Raw genomic sequence first — 20,217 nt, 5'->3', positions numbered from 1 at the left:
TGCCCGAGGAGTAGATCGCCAACAGACCTGCCCGAGGCAGGCGTTGAACACATGAAACCTTGATCACCACGAGATCGGGAGTTCGTGCGTTTCTGGGGAACCCCAGCTCAGGCAGGCCGGTCGCGCACGTTCCGCTACGCCGTCTCCCCCAGGGCGCGCTCGACCCCGGCCGGCCCCGGCGCTTCGGCGGTCCGGAAGACGCGGTCCAGGTGGTGGCGGAGGACCGCGACGGCCGACTCCGGGGTCCGCTGGCCCACGAGGATGCTGGTGCCCATGGCCGCCGCCATCGCGAGCAGGCTGACCGCCTCCGTCCGCGCCGCGACACCGGGATCGGCCAGGCCCGAGCCCTGGGCCCCTTCCAGCAGACCCGCCAGGGCGTTCTCGGCCGCGTCGGGGTTGTCGATGAAGGGCTGGGCGGCGAGCGCCTCGTCGGTCACGGACAGGATCGAGTAGGAGGTGTAGAGGAGGTGGAAGGTGCGGCTCTCCTCGTCGGTGGGGAGGGAGCCCAGCAGCAGCGCCTCGATCGTCGCGCGCGGGCCCGGGTCCGGGCCGGCCGCGGCCAGGCGGGCGCCCACCCGGGCGGTGAAGCGGTTGGTCAGGTGCTGGAGGCCGTAGAAGAGCAGCTTCTCCTTGGTCTGGAAGTAGTACTGGACGAGGCGCAGGGACACACCCGCCTCGGCTGCCACGTCGCGCATGCCGACGGCGTGCAGGCCGCGCCGTCCGGCGACCTGGATGAGCGCTTCGGCGATCTGGGTGCGGCGTTCCTCGTGGTCCACGAGCTTTGGCATCCGTGCTGTCTCCGGCCGTAGTTGGTGTGGTGGCGGCATTGGCCCGCCGTCCGGGACTGCCCGGACCTTTATGGTACCGCTGTATCAACATCATGATACTGTCGTATCACGAAGAACGGATCTCCCGGAGGTGCCCCGTGCCCGAGAGCACGACCCGAGTTCGACGCGACATCGGCCATTACGTCAACGACGATCTGCGCGACCGCTACTTCGCCGCCTGCGACGTGCTCTACGCGAAGGGCGCGCCGCCTCGATCCGAGACGGACGTCGAGACCAGCTTCGGCACCACCCACGTCTACCGGTACGGCCCCACGGACCCGGCAGCCGAGTCACGCACGCCCGTCGTCCTGATCCACGGCTCCGGCGGCTGCTCCGCCCAGTGGTACCCCAACACCCACGCGCTCAGCGCCGAACGCCCCGTCTACGCACTCGACACCCCCGGGGACCCCGGCCGCAGCGTCCAGCGCGAACCCATGTGGCAGCCCGAGCGCGCAGCCCAGTGGATGGACGAGGCCCTCGACGCCCTCGGCCTCGACCGCGTCCACCTCGTCGGCTCCTCCTACGGCGGCTGGCTCGTCATCAACCAGGCCCACCTGAAGCCCGGCCGGCTCGCCTCCGTCACCGCCCTCGACCCCGGCGGCCTGGAAAAGGTCGGCCTGCGCTTCTTCGTCTGGATCTTCGCCAGCCTCTTCGCCACCTACGCGCCCAAGGCACTGCGCCCGCGCCTCGCCGCCTGGCTGGAACAGCCGGTGATCATCGTTCCCGAACTCCGCGCCATGATCCAGGCCAGCGTGCGGGCCTTCCGGATCCGCCGCCCCGCGCCGCTGCCCCTGTCCGATGCCGAACTGGGTTCCATCCGGACGCCGTTCTACCTGATCATGGGCAAGCGAAGCCTGCTCGTGCACCCGAAGCGGCAGATGGAGCGCGTACCACGCCTGATACCCGGCGCCCGCGCCGAGATCGTCGCCGCGACCGGCCACGGGCCGCAGATCGACCACCCCGACCTCGTCAACGCCCGGATGCTGGGCTTCATGGAAGACGTCGACTCCCTCGGCCCGTGACATCCCGGACGCACCGCGCACGGACCCCGACGACCGCCCCGGACCACACGTCACGCGTCCGGGCGACGGTCGGCCCGAGGCGGCGGACCGGACGCCCGGAGCGGTTTAATCTCAGCGCGTCATGCCGTGAGATCCGTGTCCCGAGGAGCCGATGTGGCCGACGAAGCGTTCAGCATCGACAAGCGACCGCTGCGCGACCTGTTGCAGCAGGTCGAGGACGGGCGGGCACAGCTGCCCGAGTTCCAGCGCGGCTGGGTGTGGCCGCACCCCAACATCGCGAGTCTGCTGGCGTCCATATCCCTCGGCTACCCGCTCGGCACCCTCATGACCCTGCGCGCGGGCGGCGACGTCCGCTTCAAGTACCGCCCGATCGAAGGTGCCGCGCCGCCGGCCGGGAAGGAGCCGGAGACCCTGGTCCTCGACGGCCAGCAGCGGCTCACGTCGCTCTTCCAGTCGCTCAAGCTCGACCGCGCGGTCGCCACCCAGGACACCCGCAAGCAGCCGGTGTCCGGCTGGTTCTACGTCGACATGCGCAAGGTCCTCGACGCGTACACCGACCGCGAGGACGCGATCCGCTTCCTGCCCGCCTCCCGCAAGGTGACCAACTTCCGCGGCGAGGTCCTCGAAGACCTCTCGACCCGTGCCAAGGAGTACGAGGCCCACCTCTTCCCCCTCAACTCGGTCCTCGACCCCGACGCCTGGGAGGACGGCTTCGAGGAGCACTGGGAGTACGACAAGACCAAGCGGCAGCTGTGGAAGGACTTCGACAAGGCGTTCATCAGGCCCTTCGTCCTCTACCACGTGCCCGTCATCGAGCTCGGCAAGGCGACCGAACGCCAGGCGGTCTGCCAGGTCTTCGAGAAGGTCAACACGGGCGGCGTCACCCTCACCGTGTTCGAGCTGCTGACCGCGACCTACGCGGCGGACGAGTTCGACCTGCGCCACCACTGGGAGCGGGTGTGCCGCGCCTCCTGGCAGGCCCCCGAGTACCGCATCCTGCGCGAGGTCTCCAACACCGACTTCCTTCAGGCCGTCACCCTGCTGGCCACCTACCAGCGGCGCGTCGCCGAGGCGGCCCGCGGCACGGAGGAGGACCGTCTCCCCCGGGTCGGCTGCAAGCGCAAGGACATGCTCGCGCTCTCGTTGAAGGACTACGAGGAGTACGCGCCGGCGGTCGTCGAGGGGTTCAGGAAGGCGGCGAGGTTCCTGCACCAGCAGTACTTCTTCGACACCAGGTTCCTGCCGTACGGCACCCAGCTGATCCCGCTCGCCGCCATCCTGGCCGCGACCGGTGAGGCGGCCGAACCCGCCGGGGCCCGGCGCAAGCTGGCCCGCTGGTACTGGTGCGGGGTGTTCGGAGAGCTGTACGGGGGCGCCACCGAGACCCGCTTCAGCCAGGACCTCCAGGACGTCGTGGACTGGATCCGCGGCGCGGAGCAGGAGCCGAGGACCATCACGGCCGCCCAGTTCGCACCGGGCCGGCTGCTGACGCTGCGCACCCGCCAGAGCGCGGCGTACAAGGGCATCTACGCCCTGCTGCTCAAGGCCGGGGCCGCCGACTGGCGGACGGGCGAGCCGGTGAAGGTGACCGACTACTTCGACGAGGCCGTCGACATCCACCACATCTTCCCGAAGGCGTGGTGCGAGAAGGAGGGGCACCGGCCGGAGGTCTACAACTCGGTGATCAACAAGACCCCGTTGGCCGCCCGGACCAACCGAATCATCGGGAGCCAGGCCCCCTCCTCGTACCTGGACCGGCTGGCCAAGAGCGCCGAGAGCACCCGGCCGGACGTGGAGGCGCACGTCGTGACGCACCTCGTACGGCCGGACCTGATGCGGGCCGATGACTTCGGCGCCTTCTTCGACGCGCGCAAGGCGGCGCTGCTGGCCAGGGTCGCGGAGGAGATGGGCAAGCCGATCCTGGCCGACGCCGCTGAGGCGGACTCCCCGTGACGGCCTTCCCGGAGGGCCGCCGGCACCCGTCGGCGGCCCCGGGCCCCGGCGGCGGGGTCGCGATCAGGAAGAGGTGAGGACGACCAGGCGCTGGGTGGCGCGGGTCATGGCCACGTAGCGGTTCACGGCGCCTTCGACGCCCTCGCCGAAGGCGGCCGGGTCGATGAGGACGACCAGGTCGAATTCGAGTCCCTTCGAGAGTTCCGGGGTCAGGGAGCGGACGCGGGAGCTCGCCGGGAGGGCTCCCTCGGCGAGGTCCTCGGCGGTGATGACGCAGGCGACCCCTTCGGCGTGTTCGGCGAGCCACGCGTCGAGGACCTCGCGCAGGTCGGTGACCGGGCCGTGGACGACGGGGATGCCGCTGCCGCGGATCGAGGACGGCACGTTGGCGTCCGGGAGCGCGGCGCGGATGACCGGCTCGGCTTCGGCCATGATCTCCTCCGGGGTGCGGTAGTTGACGCTCAGGGAGGCCAGCTCGATCCGGTCGAGGCCGACCCGCTCCAGGCGTTCCCGCCACGACTCCGTGAACCCGCGCCGGTCCTGGGCCCGGTCCCCGACGATCGTGAAGCTCCGGGACGGGCAGCGGAGCAGCAGCATCTGCCACTCGGCGTCGGTCAGCTCCTGGGCCTCGTCCACGACGATGTGCGCGAACGGACCGGCGAGGGGTTCGGGGTCGGCGGCGGGCAGGGCGCTCTCGTCGATGAGGCTGTCCTGGAGGTCCCGGCCGCGCAGCATCGTCACCGCGCCCTCGCCGTCGTCGTCGGCGGCGAGGACGTTGTCGATGACCCCGGCCAGGCGTTCGCGTTGGGCGGCGACGGAGGCGTCGTGCCGGCGCTTGCGCAGGGACGCCCCCGGGTCGCCGAGGCGTCGGCGCGCCGCGTCCAGGAGCGGCAGGTCGGACACCGTCCAGGCACGGGCGTCGGCGCGACGCAGCGTGCGGACGTCGTCCGGGCCGAGCCAGGGGGCGCACAGGCGCAGGTAGGCGGGGACCGACCAGAGGTCCCCGACGAGGTCGGCCGCGTCGAGCATCGGCCACGCGCGGTCGAGGGCCTCGACCAGTTCCTCGTCCCGCAGGAGCGACCCGCGCAGCGTTTCGTGCGGGACCTCGCCGCCGAGCCGCTCGCCCAGGATCGTGACGAGTTCCTCCAGGATCAGCTCGCGGGCCTCGTTGTGCGGGGTGCCGCGTCCGGCGTCGAACGCGTCGGCCCAGTCGTCGGCGCTCAGCCGGAGGTCGGCCCAGTCGGTGGTGACCGTCATCCCCTCGGTGGGCGGCTCCTCGTAGAACGCGACGGCCCTCTCGATCGCCTTCACCATGTCCGCGGACGCCTTCAGGCGGGCCGCGTCCGGGTCGGTCTCGGCCCCGGCGCCGGCCCCCTCCTCGACGAGGTCGCGCAGGGTGCAGGTCCGCACGCCCTCCTCGCCGAGGCTGGGCAGGACGTCTTCCACGTAGGCCAGGTAGGGACGGTGCGGGCCGACGAACAGCACGCCGCCGCGCCGGTGGCCGAGCCGCGGGTCGGAGTAGAGGAGGTGGGCGGTCCGGTGCAGGGCGACGACGGTCTTGCCCGTGCCCGGACCGCCGTCGACGACGAGGGCGCCGCGGGAGCCGGCCCGGATGATGGCGTCCTGGTCGGCCTGGATGGTGGTGAGGACGTCCCGCATCCGGGCGGACCGGTTGGCGCCGAGGCCGGCGATGAAGGCCGACTGGTCGTCGAGCGCGGCGCGCCCTTCGAGCCCGTCGGCGGTGAAGACCTCGTCCCAGTAGTCGCTGATCCGGCCGCGGGTCCAGCGGTACCTGCGCCGGCTGGCGAGGCCCATCGGGTTGGCGTGGGTCGCGGCGAAGAACGGCTCGGCGGCGGGCGAGCGCCAGTCGAGGAGCAGCCGGCGGCCGGTGCTGTCGGTGAGGCCGAGCCGCCCGATGTAGACGGGTTCGGAGCCGTCCGCGCCGACGACGTGTCCCAGGCACAGGTCCCGACCGAAGCGACGCAGGGTGCGCAGGCGGCCCGTGAGGCGGTGGATCTCCGTGTCCCGCTCCATCGCCTCCCGGCCGGCGCCTCCGGGTGCCTTGCGCAGGGCGGCGAGGCGGTCGGTGAGTTCGGCGATCGCCTCGTCGAGCGTCTCCGTGACGGCCGCGAAGTGCTGCTCGTCGCCGGCGGTCAACGCCGGGTCGGCCTTGGCGGCGAGGTGCTCGGGAAGGTCGAACGCACTGGTGGTCGCGCTGGTGGTCGCACTGAGGGTCAGGGGGTGCATGCTCTCCTGTTTCCGCTGTTCCCGGCCGGTCGTGGCCTCGGTCGGCGATTCTGACCGACGACCGGGGCCTTGCCGCAAGCCCCCCGGTGCGCTATACGTTGAGAGTGGCGGGGAGTTGATGGCTCCTGCGCCCTGCGCGTCGATGGCTCCCCGGTGTACGGCCGGGTCGAGGAGATCGTCGCCCACCGGTATCGACGGCGCCCTGACGATGGCGATCAATAGGTGTTGGTAAAATAGGGTGGTTTCTCCCTTTTGGGATGGGATTTCGGTATGAGGACCCTCGCCTCGCGGACCACCCGGGCCCGCCGCGCGGCCCTGCTGGCGCCGTGCGCCGCCGGGCTGCTGGTCCTGGGGTGCGCCCTGCCGCCGGAGGCCGTCGCGGCTCCCGCCTCCGCGGCGTACGGCCCCGCCGCCCCGGCCCGCACGGCCCCGGCCCGCACCGCCGCCCCGCTGCCGCCGGCACCGACACCGACGCCGACGCCGGCACCGGCACCGGCCCTCAAGACCATCGATCCGGCCGCGTTCCGCTCCGCCGTGGAGCGTGCGGCGAAGCAGCTCATGGTCCCCGGCGCGGTGGTCCTGCTCCGGACCCCGCAGGGCACCTTCCGGGCGCTCGTCGGTACGACCGAACTGGGCAAGGACCGGCCGCCCACCACGGGCGACCGCTTCCGGATCGCCTCCAACACCAAGACCATGACCGCGGCGCTGATCGCCCTCCTCGCCCAGGACGGGAAGCTCCGGCTGGACGACCCGGTGTCCGCCTGGGTCGACGGCGTCCCGAACGGTGACCACATCACCCTCGCCCAACTGCTGACGATGCGCAGCGGGCTCTACAACTACACCGACGCGCCGGAGCTTTCGGCCTCCCTGAACGCCGAGCCCGCGAAGGCCCGGACCCCGCGCCAGATGCTGGACATCGCCTTCCGCCACCCGCCGGACTTCGCGCCCGGCACCTCGTACGAGTACAGCAACACCAACTACGCGCTCCTGGGCCTGGTCGCCGAGAAGGCGGGCGGCCGGCCCCTGCAACGGCAGTTCCACGACCGGCTGTTCGTCCCGTTCGGTCTCCGGGCCACCTCACTGCCCGCCGCCGGCGACGTGTCCCTGCCCGCCCCCTCCGCGCACGGCTACATGTACGGCGGGACGGAGTACGCCCTGGTCGACCAGCCGTATCCCGCCGACCTGCGGGCGGCGGCCCGGTCCGGGAAGCTCCGGCCGACGGACTACACCCACCAGAACCCCTCGTACGCCAACGCCGCCGGAGGTGCCGTCTCCACCGCCGACGACCTGGCCACCTGGATCCGGGCCCTCGTGCGGGGCGGGGTCCTGGACGCCGCGTCGCAGCGGCAGTGGCGCGACAGCCTGCGGGCGGAGGACCCGGCCGCGCCCGGAGGGCAGGAGTACGGGTACGGCATCGCGCACCAGAGGTTCGGCCCGAAGGCGGGGATGTACTACCACGGCGGTGAACTCCCCGGCTTCAACTCCTTCATGGGCCACGATCCGGACAACGACGTCACCCTCGTGATCTGGACGAACCTGACCCTGTCGCCCGACGGCCGCACCACCGCCAACGCCCTGGTGCCGACCGTCCTCGACCAGGTCTACGCCGGCCTCTCCCTCCCCACCGCCCCGCCCGCGCAGCCCCCTCCCGCCACGTCCTGACGCACGGACGGGGCCCCACCGCAGCGTGCCGGCGGGGCCCCGTCCGTGTGCTGTGCGGGAGCGGCTCAGCTGTCGGAGTAGCTGAAGTCGCCGACGGTCCAGGCGCCTACGTCCTCGATCGCGACGCGGTACATGCCGCCCGTCTCGGGGATGCCCACGGTGCCCTGGAGGATCCGGGCGACGTGGAAGTGCAGATGGGTGGGTGGGCCGTCCGTGGCCGTGGGACCCGCGGGACCCGTGAAGGCGGCGGAGAACTCGGTCAGCCGGGCCGAGTCCGTCAGGACCTCCGCCACGCGCTGCCTCCAGACGGCTTCGGGGGCCAGCCGGCCGGTGATGACGCCACCCCCGGTGACCACGGTCAGGGACATCTGATTGCTCTGCGCGGACTCCACCAGGGCGGCGATGTCCACGAGCAGCTGGTCGGGCTTCGACATGGAAGCCGATTCTATTCACCGACCCCGCGCCGTACGCTGCCGAATCCGGACGGAGCCACCACCCGGTGGGCGCAACCCGGGGTGCGACCACGGTCCGCAGGGCCGTCAATGGACGCGAGAGGCGCCGTGCCTCCCCCGTCCCCGGGAGGGCCATGAGTCAGCCGTCCGAGCCGCCCCCGCCCTCACCCCGGGCCCCGGCCGCGGCTCCCCCTCCTCCCCCGCCGTCGCGGGGGCGCAGGATCGCCGCGAGCACCGCGTCGGCCGTGCTGATCACGCTCGCCTGCCTCCTCGTACCGGTGTCCCTCCTGACCGTCTGGGTGCACGACATCGTGCTGGACACCAACCGCTACGTGTCCACGGTCGCCCCGCTGGCCTCGAACCCGGCGGTCGAGGCCGCCGCCGTCCACCGCATCACGGAGGCGGCCGACGTACGGATCGACGGCTCGCAGGTCACCGCGGACCTGGCCAAGTGGCTGGAGTCCCAGGGCCTGCCGCCGCGCGTCGGTACGGCGGTCAAGTCGCTGGGCCCCCAGCTGGACTCGGCCGCCGACCAGGCCGTCTCCAAGGTGGCGAGCCGCTTCGTGTCGAGCCGGGCGTTCGACAAGGTCTGGACCCAGGCCAACCGGGTCGCCCACCAGTCCGTCGTGCACGCGCTGACGGGCAAGGGCCGCGGCGCGATCGGCGTCGAGGGCGGCACCGTCACCCTCGACGTCGGCGAGGCCGTCGAGACGGTCAAGCAGGACCTCGTCAAGGCGGGGCTCTCCCCGGCCGAGAAGATCCCCGACGTCAAAAAGCAGATGGTGCTCTTCCACTCGGACGAGCTGCAGAAGATCCGGGGCGGTGTCCGGCTCCTCGACATCGCCGGCAACTGGCTTCCCGTGATCACCGTGGTCCTCGCGGCGGCCGGGGTGCTGCTCGCCCGGCGCCGCCGCCGGGCCCTGGTGGTCATGGCGCTGTGCGGGGCGGGCGCCTGCCTGCTCGTCGCCATCGGGCTGGTCATCGCCCGCCGCTACTACCTCGACCACCTCCCGGAGCAGGTCCAGTCCCGGGACGCCGCCGCGGCGATCTTCGACACGCTGGTGCGGTTCCTGCGGGTCAGCCTGCGGACCGCGCTCGTCCTCGGGATCGTCATCGCGCTCGGCGCCTACCTGTCCGGCGCCGGCCGGCTGCCGCGGGCCGTCCGCGGCGGCGCCGAGCGCCGGGCCGACTCCACCGTGCGCTGGGGCGCCGCCCACGGGGTGACGGCGGGCGGCGCGGGCGGCTGGGTGGAGGCCCGGCGGCGCCCGCTCACGGTGGGCGTGCTGATCGTGCTGGCGCTGGTGTTCGCGCTGTGGAACCACCCGACGGTGCTCACGGTCCTGCTGCTGGTGCTCATCCTGCTGGTCGCCCTCGCCGTCCTCGCGCTGCTCGCGGCGGGCGGCCGCGCCGGGAACGGGGCGGGGGCCGGCGGCCGGGAACCCGGTACCGGGAGCCCCGGGCACGGGGACCGGTAGCCGTACGCCGTCACGCCGCGGCCGGCCCCGACGCCTTCGTCGGGGCCGGCCGCGGCGGGGTGCGCAGCCAGCGGGCGAGCGGGGGCTCGTGCGCGGCCACGTAGCCGACGGCGATGGCGAGGGTGATCACGACGAACAGCGTGATCAGCCAGGACAGCACGACGAAGACCGACCCCAGGGCGCCGAACTCCTGCATGCTGCGGTTCAGGGTGCGGGGCATGTAGACCCGCGACGCCAGGGTCAGCACCTGTTCCCCCACCCCCGCCAGCAGGGCCCCGGGTAGCAGCGGCAGCCACGCGATCCGGGCTCCGAGCAGCAGGTGCTGGGTCCACCACCACAGCAGCGTGCCGCTCACCACCGCCAAGGCGAAACCGGTGACCGCGCCGGTGCCGAAGGCGTTCTGCAACGGCCCCTGGAACAGCAGCGCGGCGAGCCAGACGGTGAGCCAGGCGATCCAGCGCCAGGCCGCCACGGCGGCCTTGGCCTTGGGCAGGTGCCAGGAGCGCTCGCAGGTCCGCTGGAGGGCGCGGCTGCAGGCGGTGGCCGATGCCAGCGTCACGATGATGCCCACGGCGCCGGTGGTCGTGGCGGTGGTGGGGTCCTTGGCGGAGTAGACCGAGAGGACCTGGTCCAGGGCGGCGTCCTGGAGGCCCATGGCCGCGCGGAGGGAGTGGGTCAGCTGGTCCTGCATCCAGTCCGGACCGACGGTGCCGATGACGAAGAGGGCGGGCAGCCCGCCGAGGAAGGCCTGTGCGGCCAGCCGGGTGGCGCAGTCCAGCACCCTGACGGCGGCGAGCTGCTCGATCAGCCGGGTCAGCACCGGGGTGTGCTTGCGCATCCAGCCGGGGATGGCGAACAGCCGGGGCCCGGCTTCCGGTTCGGGCACGGAGGACTCCTCATGGGGCACGGGAGCACCACCATGCCCGAGAACCGCGGCGAAATCGGAGATGTCACGCATTTCGCCGACGCGCCACCGCCCGGTGGGGCCTCCCCGGAAACGGGGGCCCCACCGGGCGGGCGGGTGTCACCGGGTCAGCACTTGAGCCGGGTCGAGGCGGCGGCCACCGCCTGGTCGAGGTTCTGGATCTGCGGCTGGAGCTGAGTGAGCGCGTCCTTGCCGGTGGTGTCCCCGGGCAGGTCCTGGTAGCCCTTCTTGAGGCCCTCGGCGGCCGACTTCACGGCCTCCTGCTCCGACTGCTTCATCTTCTGCGTGTTGCTCTTGACGTTTTCCCAGTCCTTCTGCACCGCGTCGATGGCGCTCTGGACCTGGTCCTTGGTCGACACGGCGGGGTTCAGGGCCTTCAGCTTGGCGTTGTCGGCCTTGAGGGCGTTCAGGTCGGTGCAGAGGTCCGCGGAGGCCTGGCTGGCCTCCTCGGCCGGCGAGCTGCTGTTGTCGGAACAGGCCGCGAGGCCGAACGCCGCGGTAACGCAGAGCGCGCCGATCACGGGGAAACGCTTCATGGGTGAGGCCTTCCTCAAAGGGGGCAGATCAACGCAGTCACGACCTATGACCACAGGTGTCAAAATAAACGCATCCACCACCTTCTGCATCCGCACCGTCACGGTCCGCGTCCACCCGCGGAGCCCTTTTACGCCGCCCGCCCGCCGTGGCGGTTACGGTCCTCCAGGCAGTGGAGGAACGCGGCACGGGGATGGGGCAGATGAACGGGAACGACCTTCTGGCCGAGCGGTTCGACGCGCACCGGGCGCACCTGCGGGCGGTGGCCTACCGGATGCTGGGCTCGCTGGGCGACGCCGAGGACGCCGTGCAGGAGACCTGGCTCAAGCTGAACCGCTCCGACGTCGGCGCCGTGGCCAACCTGGGCGGCTGGCTCACCACGGTGACCGGGCGGGTCTGCCTGGACATGCTGCGGGCCCGCGCCACCCGCCGCGAGCAGCCGCTGGAAGACGGGAACGGCCCCGTCCGGCTGCCCGACCCGGTGGTCAGCGGTCCCGACCGGGTCGATCCCGAGCAGGAGGTGCTCCTCGCGGACTCGGTCGGCCTCGCCCTGATGGTCGTACTGGAGACCCTCGCGCCCGCCGAACGGCTGGCCTTCGTCCTGCACGACCTGTTCGGGGTGCCCTTCGAGGAGATCGCGCCCGTCCTCGGCCGGACCGCGGCCGGCACGCGCCAGCTCGCCAGCCGGGCCCGGCGCCGCGTCCAGGGCGCGGCCCCGGCCCCCGACACGGACCTCGCCCGCCGCCGGGAGGTCGTCGACGCCTTCCTCGCCGCCGCGCGCGGCGGGGACCTCGACGCCCTGGTGGCCCTGCTCGACCCGGACGTCGTGGCCCGGTCCGACGGCGGCACGCTGCGGCCGGGAGTGCTGCGCCGGGGTGCGGTGAACGTGGCCTCGCAGGCCATCCTGTTCGCCCGGTTCGCCGAAGCCGCGCACCCCGCACTGGTCAACGGAACACCGGGCGTGGTGGCGGTGGCCGCGGACGGCACCCCGCTCTCGGTCATGTCGTTCACCGTCCGGGGCGGCGTGATCACCGCGCTGGACATCCTCACCGACCCCGAGCGCCTCGCGCGGATCGACCTGGGGCCGGTCCTGGGCGGCTGAGCCGGCCACCCGGGGCCGAAACCGGGCCGGGTCGGAGCCGGGCGGGTCAGTTCCCCTTGACCAGCGACGGGTTGAGGCGGGCGAAGCCCTCCTGGCGCTCGTAGGGGTAGTACGGGTACGGGGCCGGACGGTGGCTCGCGGCGTCGAGCCGGGCCACCTGGTCCGGCGTCAGCTCCCAGCCGACGGCGCCGATGTTCTGGCGGAGCTGCTCCTCGTTGCGGGCGCCCACGATGACGGAGGAGACGGTGGGCCGGCGCAGCAGCCAGTTGATGGCCACCTGCGGGATCGTCCGGCCGGTCTCCTCCGCGATGCCGTCGAGGGCGTCGACCACGTCGTAGAGGTGCTCGTCCTCGACCGGCGGGCCGTAGTCGGCGGTCCGGTGGAGGCGGCTGCCTTCCGGCAGCGGGAGGCCGCGGCGCAGCCTGCCGGTGAGCCGGCCCCAGCCGAGGGGGCTCCACACCATCGCGCCGACGCCCTGGTCGTGGCCGAGGGGCATCAGCTCCCACTCGTAGTCGCGGCCGACGAGGGAGTAGTAGACCTGGTGGGCGGCGTAGCGGGGGAATCCGTGCCGCTCGGCGGCCGCGAGGGACTTCATCAGCTGCCAGCCCGCGAAGTTGGAGACGCCGACGTGGCGGATCTTCCCGGCCCGCACGAGCCCGTCCAGGGCGGAGAGCACCTCCTCGACGGGGGTGGCGGCGTCGAAGGCGTGCAGCTGGAAGAGGTCGATGTGGTCGGTGTCGAGGCGGCGCAGGGCGTCCTCGGTCGCGCGGACCAGGCGGGGGCCGGAGGTGCCGGCGTCCCCGGGGCCGTCGCCCATGGGCAGTCCGGCCTTGGTGGACAGCAGCACCCGGTCCCGGCGGCCCTTGACCGCCCGGCCGAGCACCTCCTCGGAGGCGCCCGCGGAGTAGACGTCGGCCGTGTCGAACAGGGTGATGCCCGCCTCCAGGCAGATGTCCACGAGGCGGCGGGCCTCCCGCGCGTCCGTCGTGCCCCACGCGCCGAAGAGCGGCCCCCGGCCCCCGAAGGTTCCCGCTCCGAAGCTCAGGGCGGGGACCTTGAGACCGGACGTGCCCAGCTGCCTGTATTCCATGACGCATCCCCCGACTCGAAAGCGGTAATGGCACCGCAGACCCTTTAAGGTGGTCCCAACGTAACAGGAGATCGCCACTAATGGAACGGGAGCCCCGTTATGGAGTTTTCTGATGAGGCCGCCCCCACGGCGGGGGACCCTGCGGAGCCGGGGACCGTCCGTCCCGGCGGGCGTACGGCGCGGGTGCGCGCGGCGGTGCTCCGGGCGGCCGGCGACACCCTCGCCGAGCAGGGCTTCCACCGGCTGGACCTGGCCGAGATCGCCCGTCGCGCCGACGTGGGGAAGACCACCGTGTACCGGCGCTGGGGCACGGTGGCCGGGCTGGTCGCGGACCTGCTGACGGACATGGCCGAGCAGTCGGCGCCGCGCACCGAGACGGGATCGCTGACCGAGGACCTGCTCGCCAACGCGGAGCTCGTCCGGCGCACCCTGACCGACCCGCGTCAGGGGGCCCTGTTCAAGGCCGTGATCGCCGCCGCCACCGGCGACGCACGCACCGCCGAGGCCCTGTACCGCTTCTACGAGGTCCGGGTCGCGGAATGGGCGCCCTGCGTGCGGCAGGCCGTCGAGCGGGGGGAGCTCCCGGAGGGGACCGACTCCGCCGAGGTGGTCCGCGCCGTGTCCGCACCGCTGTACTACCGCTTCCTCACCACCGGGGAGCCGCTGGACGGGGCCGCGGCCGCGCGCGCGGCGCGGGCCGCCGTCGCCGCGGCCCGCGCGGGGGCCTTCGTACGGGAACCGGAGCACGGCTGACCCGTGCCCGGGGCCCCGCCCGGACCGGCGGGGGCGGCCCGGAGCCCCGGGGCCTCAGGTGCCTCAGGTGCCTCAGGTGCGGTCGATGAACACGCTGGTGGACTTCACCCGGGCGGTGGCCCGCATGCCGACCTCCAGGCCCAGCTCCTCCACCGCCTCCCGGGTCAGCAGGGACACCACCCGGTGCGGGCCCGCCTGGACCTCCACCTGCGCCCCGACCGAGCCCAGCTTGATGGCGGTCACGATGCCGGGGAAGGCGTTGCGCGCCGAGGTGTACGGGGTGTCCTCGTCCTCCCCGGCCTCCTGGGCGACCTCGACGCAGAACGCCGCGAGGTCGGGCCCGTCGACGATCCTGCGGTTCCCCTCGCGCCGGGTGGGGAACCGGTCGGCGTCCGCCCAGCGGCGGGCGGTGTCACTGCTGACGCCGAGCAGCCGCGCTGCCTGGCCGATGGTGTAGGACTCCATGCGGGCAGCCTAAGTCAGTCCCGTGCCCTCGGTCCCGTGCCCTCGGTCGGGTGCCCTCGGTCCCGTGCCCTCGGTCCGTGTCCTCAGGCCGTGAGCAGGGCGTCGGCGATGGCGGTGCGGGCGTAGAGCACCGAGCGGCCCGCGCGGTGCGCCGTGACCAGGCCCGCGTTGCGCAGTGCCGTCAGGTGCTGGGAGACCCCCGCGGCGGACAGGCCGCAGTGGCGGGCCAGCTGGGTGGTCGACGCCGGGCTGTCCAGCTCCGCCAGCAGCAGCGCGCGGGAGCGGCCCAGTACGCCGGCCACCGCATCGGCGGAGGCGGCGGCGCGGGGCTCCCACAGGGTGCCGACGCCCCGGGCCGGATAGGCCAGCTGGGGCGGGTCCGGGGCCACCGACCGGGTCAGGACGCGGGGCCAGGCGAAGGCCGCCGGCACCAGCAGCAGCCCCGGTCCCGCCTGCTCCCGGGTCAGCCCGCACTCGCAGCGCGGCAGGTGCAGGGTGCCCTCGTCCCAGTGGACCGAGTCGTGCAGCTCGTTGAGGACGGCGGCGGATCCGTGCTCGGCGACCTGGCGGGCCCGGTGGAAGACGTCCGCCTCCAGCAGCTGGCGGATCCGCGCCCAGTAGGGCGCCAGTGCGAGCTCCCAGTACGTCTCGATCTCCGCCGTGACCTTCTCCAGCGCCGCCCGCGGCTCCTCCCGGAGCAGCCGCAGCCGGGGCGAGGGGTCGGGACCGTACCCGCCCGGGCGGGTGCGCAGCAGGTCGTCGACGTCGGCCCGGACCTGCTCGGGGCGGCTCGCGCGGATGGCAGCCAGCTCGGCGCCGAGGGTGGGGAAGGGGCCTTGCGGGGTCGGGTTGAGGAAGTCCGCCAGGTAGCCGCGCGCCGGGATCAGCTCGTCCAGCCAGCCGCCCCGCAGCCCCGCGCACCGCATCCGGGGCCGCACCTGCGCGGCCCAGCGCCGGTGCAGGGAACCCCCGGCCGGATGCTTCAGCAGCCGGAAGCTGGTGACGACCTCCCACATCGGGGAGACCGCGAAGCGCGTCCGGGCCAGGTCCGCCGCCGAAAAGGTCAGTCCCGTCGCCATGTCCCCGCCCCCGCAGCTCCGTTGGATTCGGTCTGAGCTTAATCAGTGGGCCGGGCGGACGCGGGGACGCAGGCTCCTCCCGTGCCCTCCGCCTTCCGCGGGGAGGGTGCCGCCGAGGGGACGCACGAGACCGGCGCGAGCCGCGTACGGGGGGCAACAGGGGAGCCCCCCGCACGCGGCCCGCGCCCTTCCCGTACGCCCTCTTCGGCCGGCCGGCGCGTGGGAACGGCTGCGGGCGCGGGCGGCACCGGCCGGACCGTGGAAGATCCGCAGGGGTATCACCCGTTTGGAGAGGGTATATCCATGAGGACGGTCGCGACCGCGCAGGACGACGGCCTCCCCCGGGGGGAGCCCTTCGTGAGAGGAGCGCAGACCGATGAACCCCACCGACACCGACCTCACCGACCTCCGCCTCACCGGCCACGGGGACCACACCGATGTCGCCACCGGCGAGGCGAAGGCGCTCTCGGTCTCCCTCTTCCACAGGCTGGCCGAGCTCGAAGAGGGCACGGCGGAGTACTCGTACGTCCGCAACACCCTGGTCGAGCTGAACCTGAGCCTGGTGAAGTTCGCCGCCCGCCGGTTCCGCGGGCGCAGCGAGCCGATGGACGACATCGTCCAGGTCGGCACGATCGGACTGATCAAGGCCATCAACCGGTTCGACCCGGAGCGCGGGGTGGAGTTCACCACCTTCGCCATGCCCACGATCAGCGGAGAGATCAAGCGGTTCTTCCGCGACACCAGCTGGGCGGTGAAGGTCCCCCGCAGGCTCCAGGAGCTGCGGATCGACACGGCGAAGGCCCACGACGCCCTCGAACAGGGCCTCGGCCGCGAGCCCACCGACGCCGAGCTGGCACGGAAGCTGAACGTCACGCCGGAGGAGTTCGGCGAGGGCCGCAAGGCCGCCTGCGCCTACTCCGCGCGCTCGCTGGACGCCCCGGCCCAGGACGACCCGGAGCGCGACCCGCAGACCGACCGGTCCTCGCTGGGCGCGGAGGAGTCGGCGTACGAACTGATCGAGTGCCTGGAGTCCCTCAAGCCGATGCTGGCCGGGCTGCCGGAGCGGGAGCGGACACTGCTGGCGCTGCGGTTCGGGCAGGAGCTGACCCAGTCCGAGATCGGGGAGCGGCTGGGGCTGTCCCAGATGCACGTGTCCCGGCTGCTGCACCGCACCCTGACGCGGCTGCGCGGCGGTCTCCTCGCCGACGCGGCACCCGAGGCCGCGTCCGGGACACCCCGGGCCGCGTCCGAGGCTCCCGGCGCCACCTGACCCGGGCCGCCCGCGGGCTCCCGGCGCCGCCTGACCCGGGCCGCCCCGCGCCTACGCCTCCGGCCCCGACGGGGGTGGGGCCGGGGGCGCGGCCGGGGCCGCGGGGCCCGTAACCTCCAGCCACACCGTCTTGCCCGGCGGGGCCGGTACGCAGCCCCACCCCCGGGCGAGCCGCTGCAGCAGGATCAGGCCGTGCCCGCCCGGCCGGGCCCGGTCCGGCGGCCGCGGGGCCGGCGGTTCGGGGCTGTCGTCGGTGACCTCCACGCGCAGCAGGCCGGGGGCGTGCCGCAGGACCAGCTCGCGCGGGCCGCCCGCGTGCAGGCAGGCGTTGGTCACCACCTCGGAGACCAGCAGGAGCACGTCCTCCTCGGCCTCGGCTCCGGCGGGCCAGTGCCAGTCGGCGAGGGCACGCCGGGTGAAGTCCCGGCAGCGGGTCACGACACCCGTCGTGCCACCGCCCAGGACCAGCTTCCGCGTCTGCTCGGCCACAGGCTCTCCCGTCTCCGCCGCCCGTCCCCCGGCGCCGCACCTACCCCCGAGGGCGACGGCCAAATCCCACCATGCCGTGGCCGGATCTCCATGCACGACGGGGCCCTGTTCGGTGGCCCCCGCTGTCGCGGGGGCCACCGAACAGGGCCCCACCATGAGTTTTCCGCCGTTCTCCCCCGTGGAGCGGCCGGTGACGGCGACGCTATGACGACGGCCGGAACCCGTCGAGCGGCGCAGCCCCCGTACGTCAAGTCACCCCTCGGCCACGCCGCCGCGGAGGCACCCCCGGGTCCACATCCTGGACAACTACCCTCGATATATGAACTCAGAAGCCGCCGACGCCCTCGCCGCCGTGAAAGACGCCGACCGGAAGCACGTTTTCCATTCCTGGTCGGCGCAGGAGCTCATCGACCCGCTGGCCGTCGCCGGCGCCGAGGGCTCGTACTTCTGGGACTACGAGGGCAACCGTTTCCTCGATTTTTCGAGTGCGCTCGTCTACACGAACATCGGGTACCAGCACCCCAAGGTCGCGGCCGCGATCGCCGAGCAGGCCGCCCGGCTGTGCACGGTCGCGCCCGGTTTCGCCGTCGACGTCCGCTCCGAGGCCGCCCGGCTGATCGCCGAGCGCACCCCCGGCGACCTGGACAAGATCTTCTTCACGAACGCGGGCGCCGAGGCGGTCGAGAACGCCGTCCGGATGGCCCGGCTGCACACCGGCCGGCCCAAGGTGATGTCCGCGTACCGCTCGTACCACGGCGCGACCTCCACCGCGATCAACCTCACCGGTGACGCCCGCCGCTTCGGCAACGACACCGCCACCGCCGGCGTCGTGCACTTCTGGGGCCCGTTCCTCTACCGCTCGCCCTTCCACGCGACGACCGAGGCCGAGGAGTGCGAGCGCGCCCTGCGCCACCTGGAGGACACGATCGTCTTCGAGGGCCCGCAGTCCATCGCCGCGATCATCCTGGAGACCGTCGGCGGCGCCCCGGGCGTGCTCGTGCCCCCGGCCGGCTACCTGGCGGGCGTGCGCGCGCTCTGCGACCGCTACGGCATCGTCTTCATCCTCGACGAGGTCATGGTCGGCTTCGGGCGCACCGGCACCTGGTTCGCCGCCGACCACTGGGACGTCACCCCCGACCTGATCTGCTTCGCCAAGGGCATCACCAGCGGCTACGTACCGCTCGGCGGGGTCGCCATCTCCGCCGCGATCGCCGAGACCTTCGCCCGCCGCCCCTACCCGGGCGGGCTGACCTACTCCGGGCACGTGCTGGCCTGCGCCGCCGCCGTCGCGACGGTCAACACGATGGAGGAGGAGGACATCGTCGGCCGGTCCGCCCGCACCGGCGCCGAACTGCTGGGACCGGGCCTGCGCGAGATCGCCGCGCGCCACCCCTCGGTCGGGGAGGTCCGCGGACTGGGCACCTTCTGGGCGCTGGAACTCGTACGGGACCCGGACACCCGCGAGCCGCTCGTCCCGTACAACGCCTCCGGCGCCGACAACGCGCCCATGGCGGCCTTCGGGGCGGCCCTGAAGAAGGGCGGCCTGTGGCCGCTCCTCGCCGGGAACCGGATGCACGTCGCCCCGCCCTGCAACGTCTCCGCCGAGGACGTGGCCAAGGGCTTGGCCGTCCTCGACGAGGCCCTCTCGGTCGCCGACGCGCACATGGCCTGACCTGCGGGTCTGTACGGTCGCCCAATCCGTGGGCGCTGGTGTTCGGAGGATCCGTGCGGTGGTCAACCCGCCGTACACATGCTGCAATCCGTGCAGTACTACTCAGCACCTACGGACCGGGATGCACGTCAGTCCCGGGGCGGCCCCCAGCGGCCGAACGGCGGGGAGCGGCACGTCTTCAGTCGGGACGCGCGCTGGACGCCGGGCGTACGGGATCCAGACCAATCGGACTCCGTGTTCCCGAGTACCCGAAGGAAGACAGCATGAGCAAGCACGTCCTGGGCCAGAACCAGTACGGCAAGGCCGAGAACCGCATCGTGAAGGTGACCCGCAAGGGCAGCGACGGTTCCTGGAGCGAGATCCGCGACCTCAACGTCTCGGTCGCGCTCCGCGGTGAGTTCCGCGACGTCCACCTGACCGGCGACAACGCCAACTGCCTGCCGACGGACACCACCAAGAACACGGTGTACGCCTTCGGCAAGGAACACGGCATCGACTCGCCCGAGGCCTTCGGCATCCTCCTCGCCAAGCACTTCGTCTCCTCCCAGCAGCCGATCCGCGAGGCGCAGATCCGCATCGAGGAGTACGCCTGGGACCGGATCCCGGTCCCGACGCGCAAGGAGCAGCACTCCTTCGTCCGCAAGGGCCAGGAGGTGCGCACCGCGCAGATCACCTACAGCGAGACCACCGGTCTCCAGGTCATCTCCGGCCTGAAGGACCTGACGGTGATGAACTCGACCAACTCCGAGTTCCACGGCTACATCAAGGACAGGTACACGACCCTCCAGGAGGCGTACGACCGCATCCTGGCGACCAAGGTCACCTCCCGCTGGGCGCACTCGGCGCTGGCCGCCGACGACGCGGACTTCGACTGGGACCAGTCGTACAAGAAGGTCCGCAAGCACATGCTCGAAGCCTTCGCGGAGACCTACTCCTACTCGCTCCAGCAGACCCTGAACCAGATGGCCGAGCGCGTCCTCGACAACTGCCCCAAGGTCAACGAGGTGCGCCTCAACCTTCCCAACAAGCACCACTTCCTCGTCGACCTGGAGCCCTTCGGGCTGAAGAACGACAACGAGGTGTACTTCGCGGCGGACCGGCCGTACGGCCTGATCGAGGGCACCATCCACCGCGACGGCGTGCAGCCGGTGATCGCCACCTCCGACTGGATCGTCGCGTAACACCGCTGCCCCGCAGCGC

Annotated in this window: 18 protein-coding genes; 9 read left to right on the top strand and 9 right to left on the bottom strand. The window is 72.8% G+C overall.

Features of this window, described 5'->3' with window-relative positions:
- Nucleotides 1–134 precede the first annotated feature (134 nt).
- Entirely contained in the window at nucleotides 135–788 is a 654-nt protein-coding gene (locus tag ACZ5D2_RS01595) for a TetR/AcrR family transcriptional regulator (protein ID WP_468926451.1), read from the bottom strand.
- Between the two features lie 137 nt (nucleotides 789–925).
- Between ACZ5D2_RS01595 and ACZ5D2_RS01590 the strand changes: the two genes are divergently transcribed.
- On the top strand, nucleotides 926–1,849 hold the full coding sequence (locus ACZ5D2_RS01590; RefSeq protein WP_371677751.1) for an alpha/beta fold hydrolase: 924 nt from the start codon (nucleotides 926–928) through the stop codon (nucleotides 1,847–1,849).
- Between the two features lie 153 nt (nucleotides 1,850–2,002).
- Nucleotides 2,003–3,802, top strand: coding sequence for a GmrSD restriction endonuclease domain-containing protein (locus ACZ5D2_RS01585; RefSeq protein WP_371677750.1), 1,800 nt, complete (start codon nucleotides 2,003–2,005; stop codon nucleotides 3,800–3,802).
- A gap of 63 nt (nucleotides 3,803–3,865) precedes the next feature.
- Here ACZ5D2_RS01585 and helR read toward each other — a convergent pair whose 3' ends face one another.
- The gene (gene helR / locus ACZ5D2_RS01580) at nucleotides 3,866–6,049 is read right to left on the bottom strand and encodes an RNA polymerase recycling motor ATPase HelR (protein ID WP_371677749.1); all 2,184 of its coding nucleotides are present in this window, start codon (nucleotides 6,047–6,049) and stop codon (nucleotides 3,866–3,868) included.
- Nucleotides 6,050–6,319: 270 nt separating this feature from the next.
- Here helR and ACZ5D2_RS01575 point away from each other — a divergent pair, with 270 nt between their 5' ends.
- Entirely contained in the window at nucleotides 6,320–7,711 is a 1,392-nt protein-coding gene (locus ACZ5D2_RS01575; protein ID WP_468926445.1) for a serine hydrolase domain-containing protein, read from the top strand.
- A 65-nt stretch (nucleotides 7,712–7,776) separates the two neighbouring features.
- Here the strand turns inward: ACZ5D2_RS01575 and ACZ5D2_RS01570 are convergent, their stop codons facing one another.
- Complete coding sequence (locus ACZ5D2_RS01570; RefSeq protein ID WP_356210917.1) at nucleotides 7,777–8,145, bottom strand: hypothetical protein; 369 nt, start codon at nucleotides 8,143–8,145, stop codon at nucleotides 7,777–7,779.
- A gap of 263 nt (nucleotides 8,146–8,408) precedes the next feature.
- Between ACZ5D2_RS01570 and ACZ5D2_RS01565 the strand changes: the two genes are divergently transcribed.
- Nucleotides 8,409–9,638, top strand: coding sequence for a hypothetical protein (locus ACZ5D2_RS01565; protein WP_371677747.1), 1,230 nt, complete (start codon nucleotides 8,409–8,411; stop codon nucleotides 9,636–9,638).
- A gap of 10 nt (nucleotides 9,639–9,648) precedes the next feature.
- On the opposite strand, the gene ACZ5D2_RS01560 is transcribed toward ACZ5D2_RS01565, so the two are convergent.
- Entirely contained in the window at nucleotides 9,649–10,524 is an 876-nt protein-coding gene (locus ACZ5D2_RS01560; protein WP_468926441.1) for a ribonuclease BN, read from the bottom strand.
- A gap of 146 nt (nucleotides 10,525–10,670) precedes the next feature.
- Entirely contained in the window at nucleotides 10,671–11,099 is a 429-nt protein-coding gene (locus tag ACZ5D2_RS01555; RefSeq protein WP_371677745.1) for a hypothetical protein, read from the bottom strand.
- Nucleotides 11,100–11,299: 200 nt separating this feature from the next.
- Between ACZ5D2_RS01555 and ACZ5D2_RS01550 the strand changes: the two genes are divergently transcribed.
- The gene (locus ACZ5D2_RS01550; RefSeq protein ID WP_468926437.1) at nucleotides 11,300–12,199 is read left to right on the top strand and encodes a sigma-70 family RNA polymerase sigma factor; all 900 of its coding nucleotides are present in this window, start codon (nucleotides 11,300–11,302) and stop codon (nucleotides 12,197–12,199) included.
- Between the two features lie 46 nt (nucleotides 12,200–12,245).
- On the opposite strand, the gene ACZ5D2_RS01545 is transcribed toward ACZ5D2_RS01550, so the two are convergent.
- A complete protein-coding gene (locus tag ACZ5D2_RS01545) occupies nucleotides 12,246–13,289 on the bottom strand; it encodes an aldo/keto reductase (RefSeq protein ID WP_371677743.1) in 1,044 nt (347 codons plus the stop codon).
- Nucleotides 13,290–13,388: 99 nt separating this feature from the next.
- Here ACZ5D2_RS01545 and ACZ5D2_RS01540 point away from each other — a divergent pair, with 99 nt between their 5' ends.
- Nucleotides 13,389–14,042 (top strand): TetR/AcrR family transcriptional regulator, encoded by a 654-nt coding sequence (locus tag ACZ5D2_RS01540; RefSeq protein WP_371677742.1) that lies wholly within the window; start codon nucleotides 13,389–13,391, stop codon nucleotides 14,040–14,042.
- 72 nt (nucleotides 14,043–14,114) lie between these two features.
- On the opposite strand, the gene ACZ5D2_RS01535 is transcribed toward ACZ5D2_RS01540, so the two are convergent.
- Both ACZ5D2_RS01535 and ACZ5D2_RS01530 read right to left on the bottom strand, forming a co-directional pair.
- Nucleotides 14,115–14,507: a TOBE domain-containing protein gene (locus tag ACZ5D2_RS01535; protein ID WP_371677741.1), complete on the bottom strand. Its 393-nt coding sequence runs from the start codon at nucleotides 14,505–14,507 to the stop codon at nucleotides 14,115–14,117.
- A gap of 83 nt (nucleotides 14,508–14,590) precedes the next feature.
- Complete coding sequence (locus ACZ5D2_RS01530) at nucleotides 14,591–15,586, bottom strand: ArsR/SmtB family transcription factor (protein WP_468926432.1); 996 nt, start codon at nucleotides 15,584–15,586, stop codon at nucleotides 14,591–14,593.
- Between the two features lie 376 nt (nucleotides 15,587–15,962).
- Here ACZ5D2_RS01530 and ACZ5D2_RS01525 point away from each other — a divergent pair, with 376 nt between their 5' ends.
- Nucleotides 15,963–16,856, top strand: coding sequence for a SigB/SigF/SigG family RNA polymerase sigma factor (locus ACZ5D2_RS01525; RefSeq protein WP_371677739.1), 894 nt, complete (start codon nucleotides 15,963–15,965; stop codon nucleotides 16,854–16,856).
- Nucleotides 16,857–16,907: 51 nt separating this feature from the next.
- Here ACZ5D2_RS01525 and ACZ5D2_RS01520 read toward each other — a convergent pair whose 3' ends face one another.
- Nucleotides 16,908–17,345 (bottom strand): ATP-binding protein, encoded by a 438-nt coding sequence (locus ACZ5D2_RS01520; protein WP_371677738.1) that lies wholly within the window; start codon nucleotides 17,343–17,345, stop codon nucleotides 16,908–16,910.
- Nucleotides 17,346–17,664: 319 nt separating this feature from the next.
- On the opposite strand from ACZ5D2_RS01520, the gene ACZ5D2_RS01515 reads away from it, so the two are divergent.
- Together ACZ5D2_RS01515 and pucL are read left to right on the top strand one after the other, a co-directional pair.
- Nucleotides 17,665–19,017, top strand: coding sequence for an aspartate aminotransferase family protein (locus ACZ5D2_RS01515; protein WP_371677737.1), 1,353 nt, complete (start codon nucleotides 17,665–17,667; stop codon nucleotides 19,015–19,017).
- Nucleotides 19,018–19,280: 263 nt separating this feature from the next.
- Nucleotides 19,281–20,198, top strand: coding sequence for a factor-independent urate hydroxylase (pucL, locus tag ACZ5D2_RS01510; RefSeq protein ID WP_371677736.1), 918 nt, complete (start codon nucleotides 19,281–19,283; stop codon nucleotides 20,196–20,198).
- Nucleotides 20,199–20,217: the final 19 nt, after the last annotated feature.

Source organism: Streptomyces sp. NPDC031479, assembly GCF_055581065.1.
This window is presented reverse-complemented; position numbering and strand designations above follow the sequence as displayed.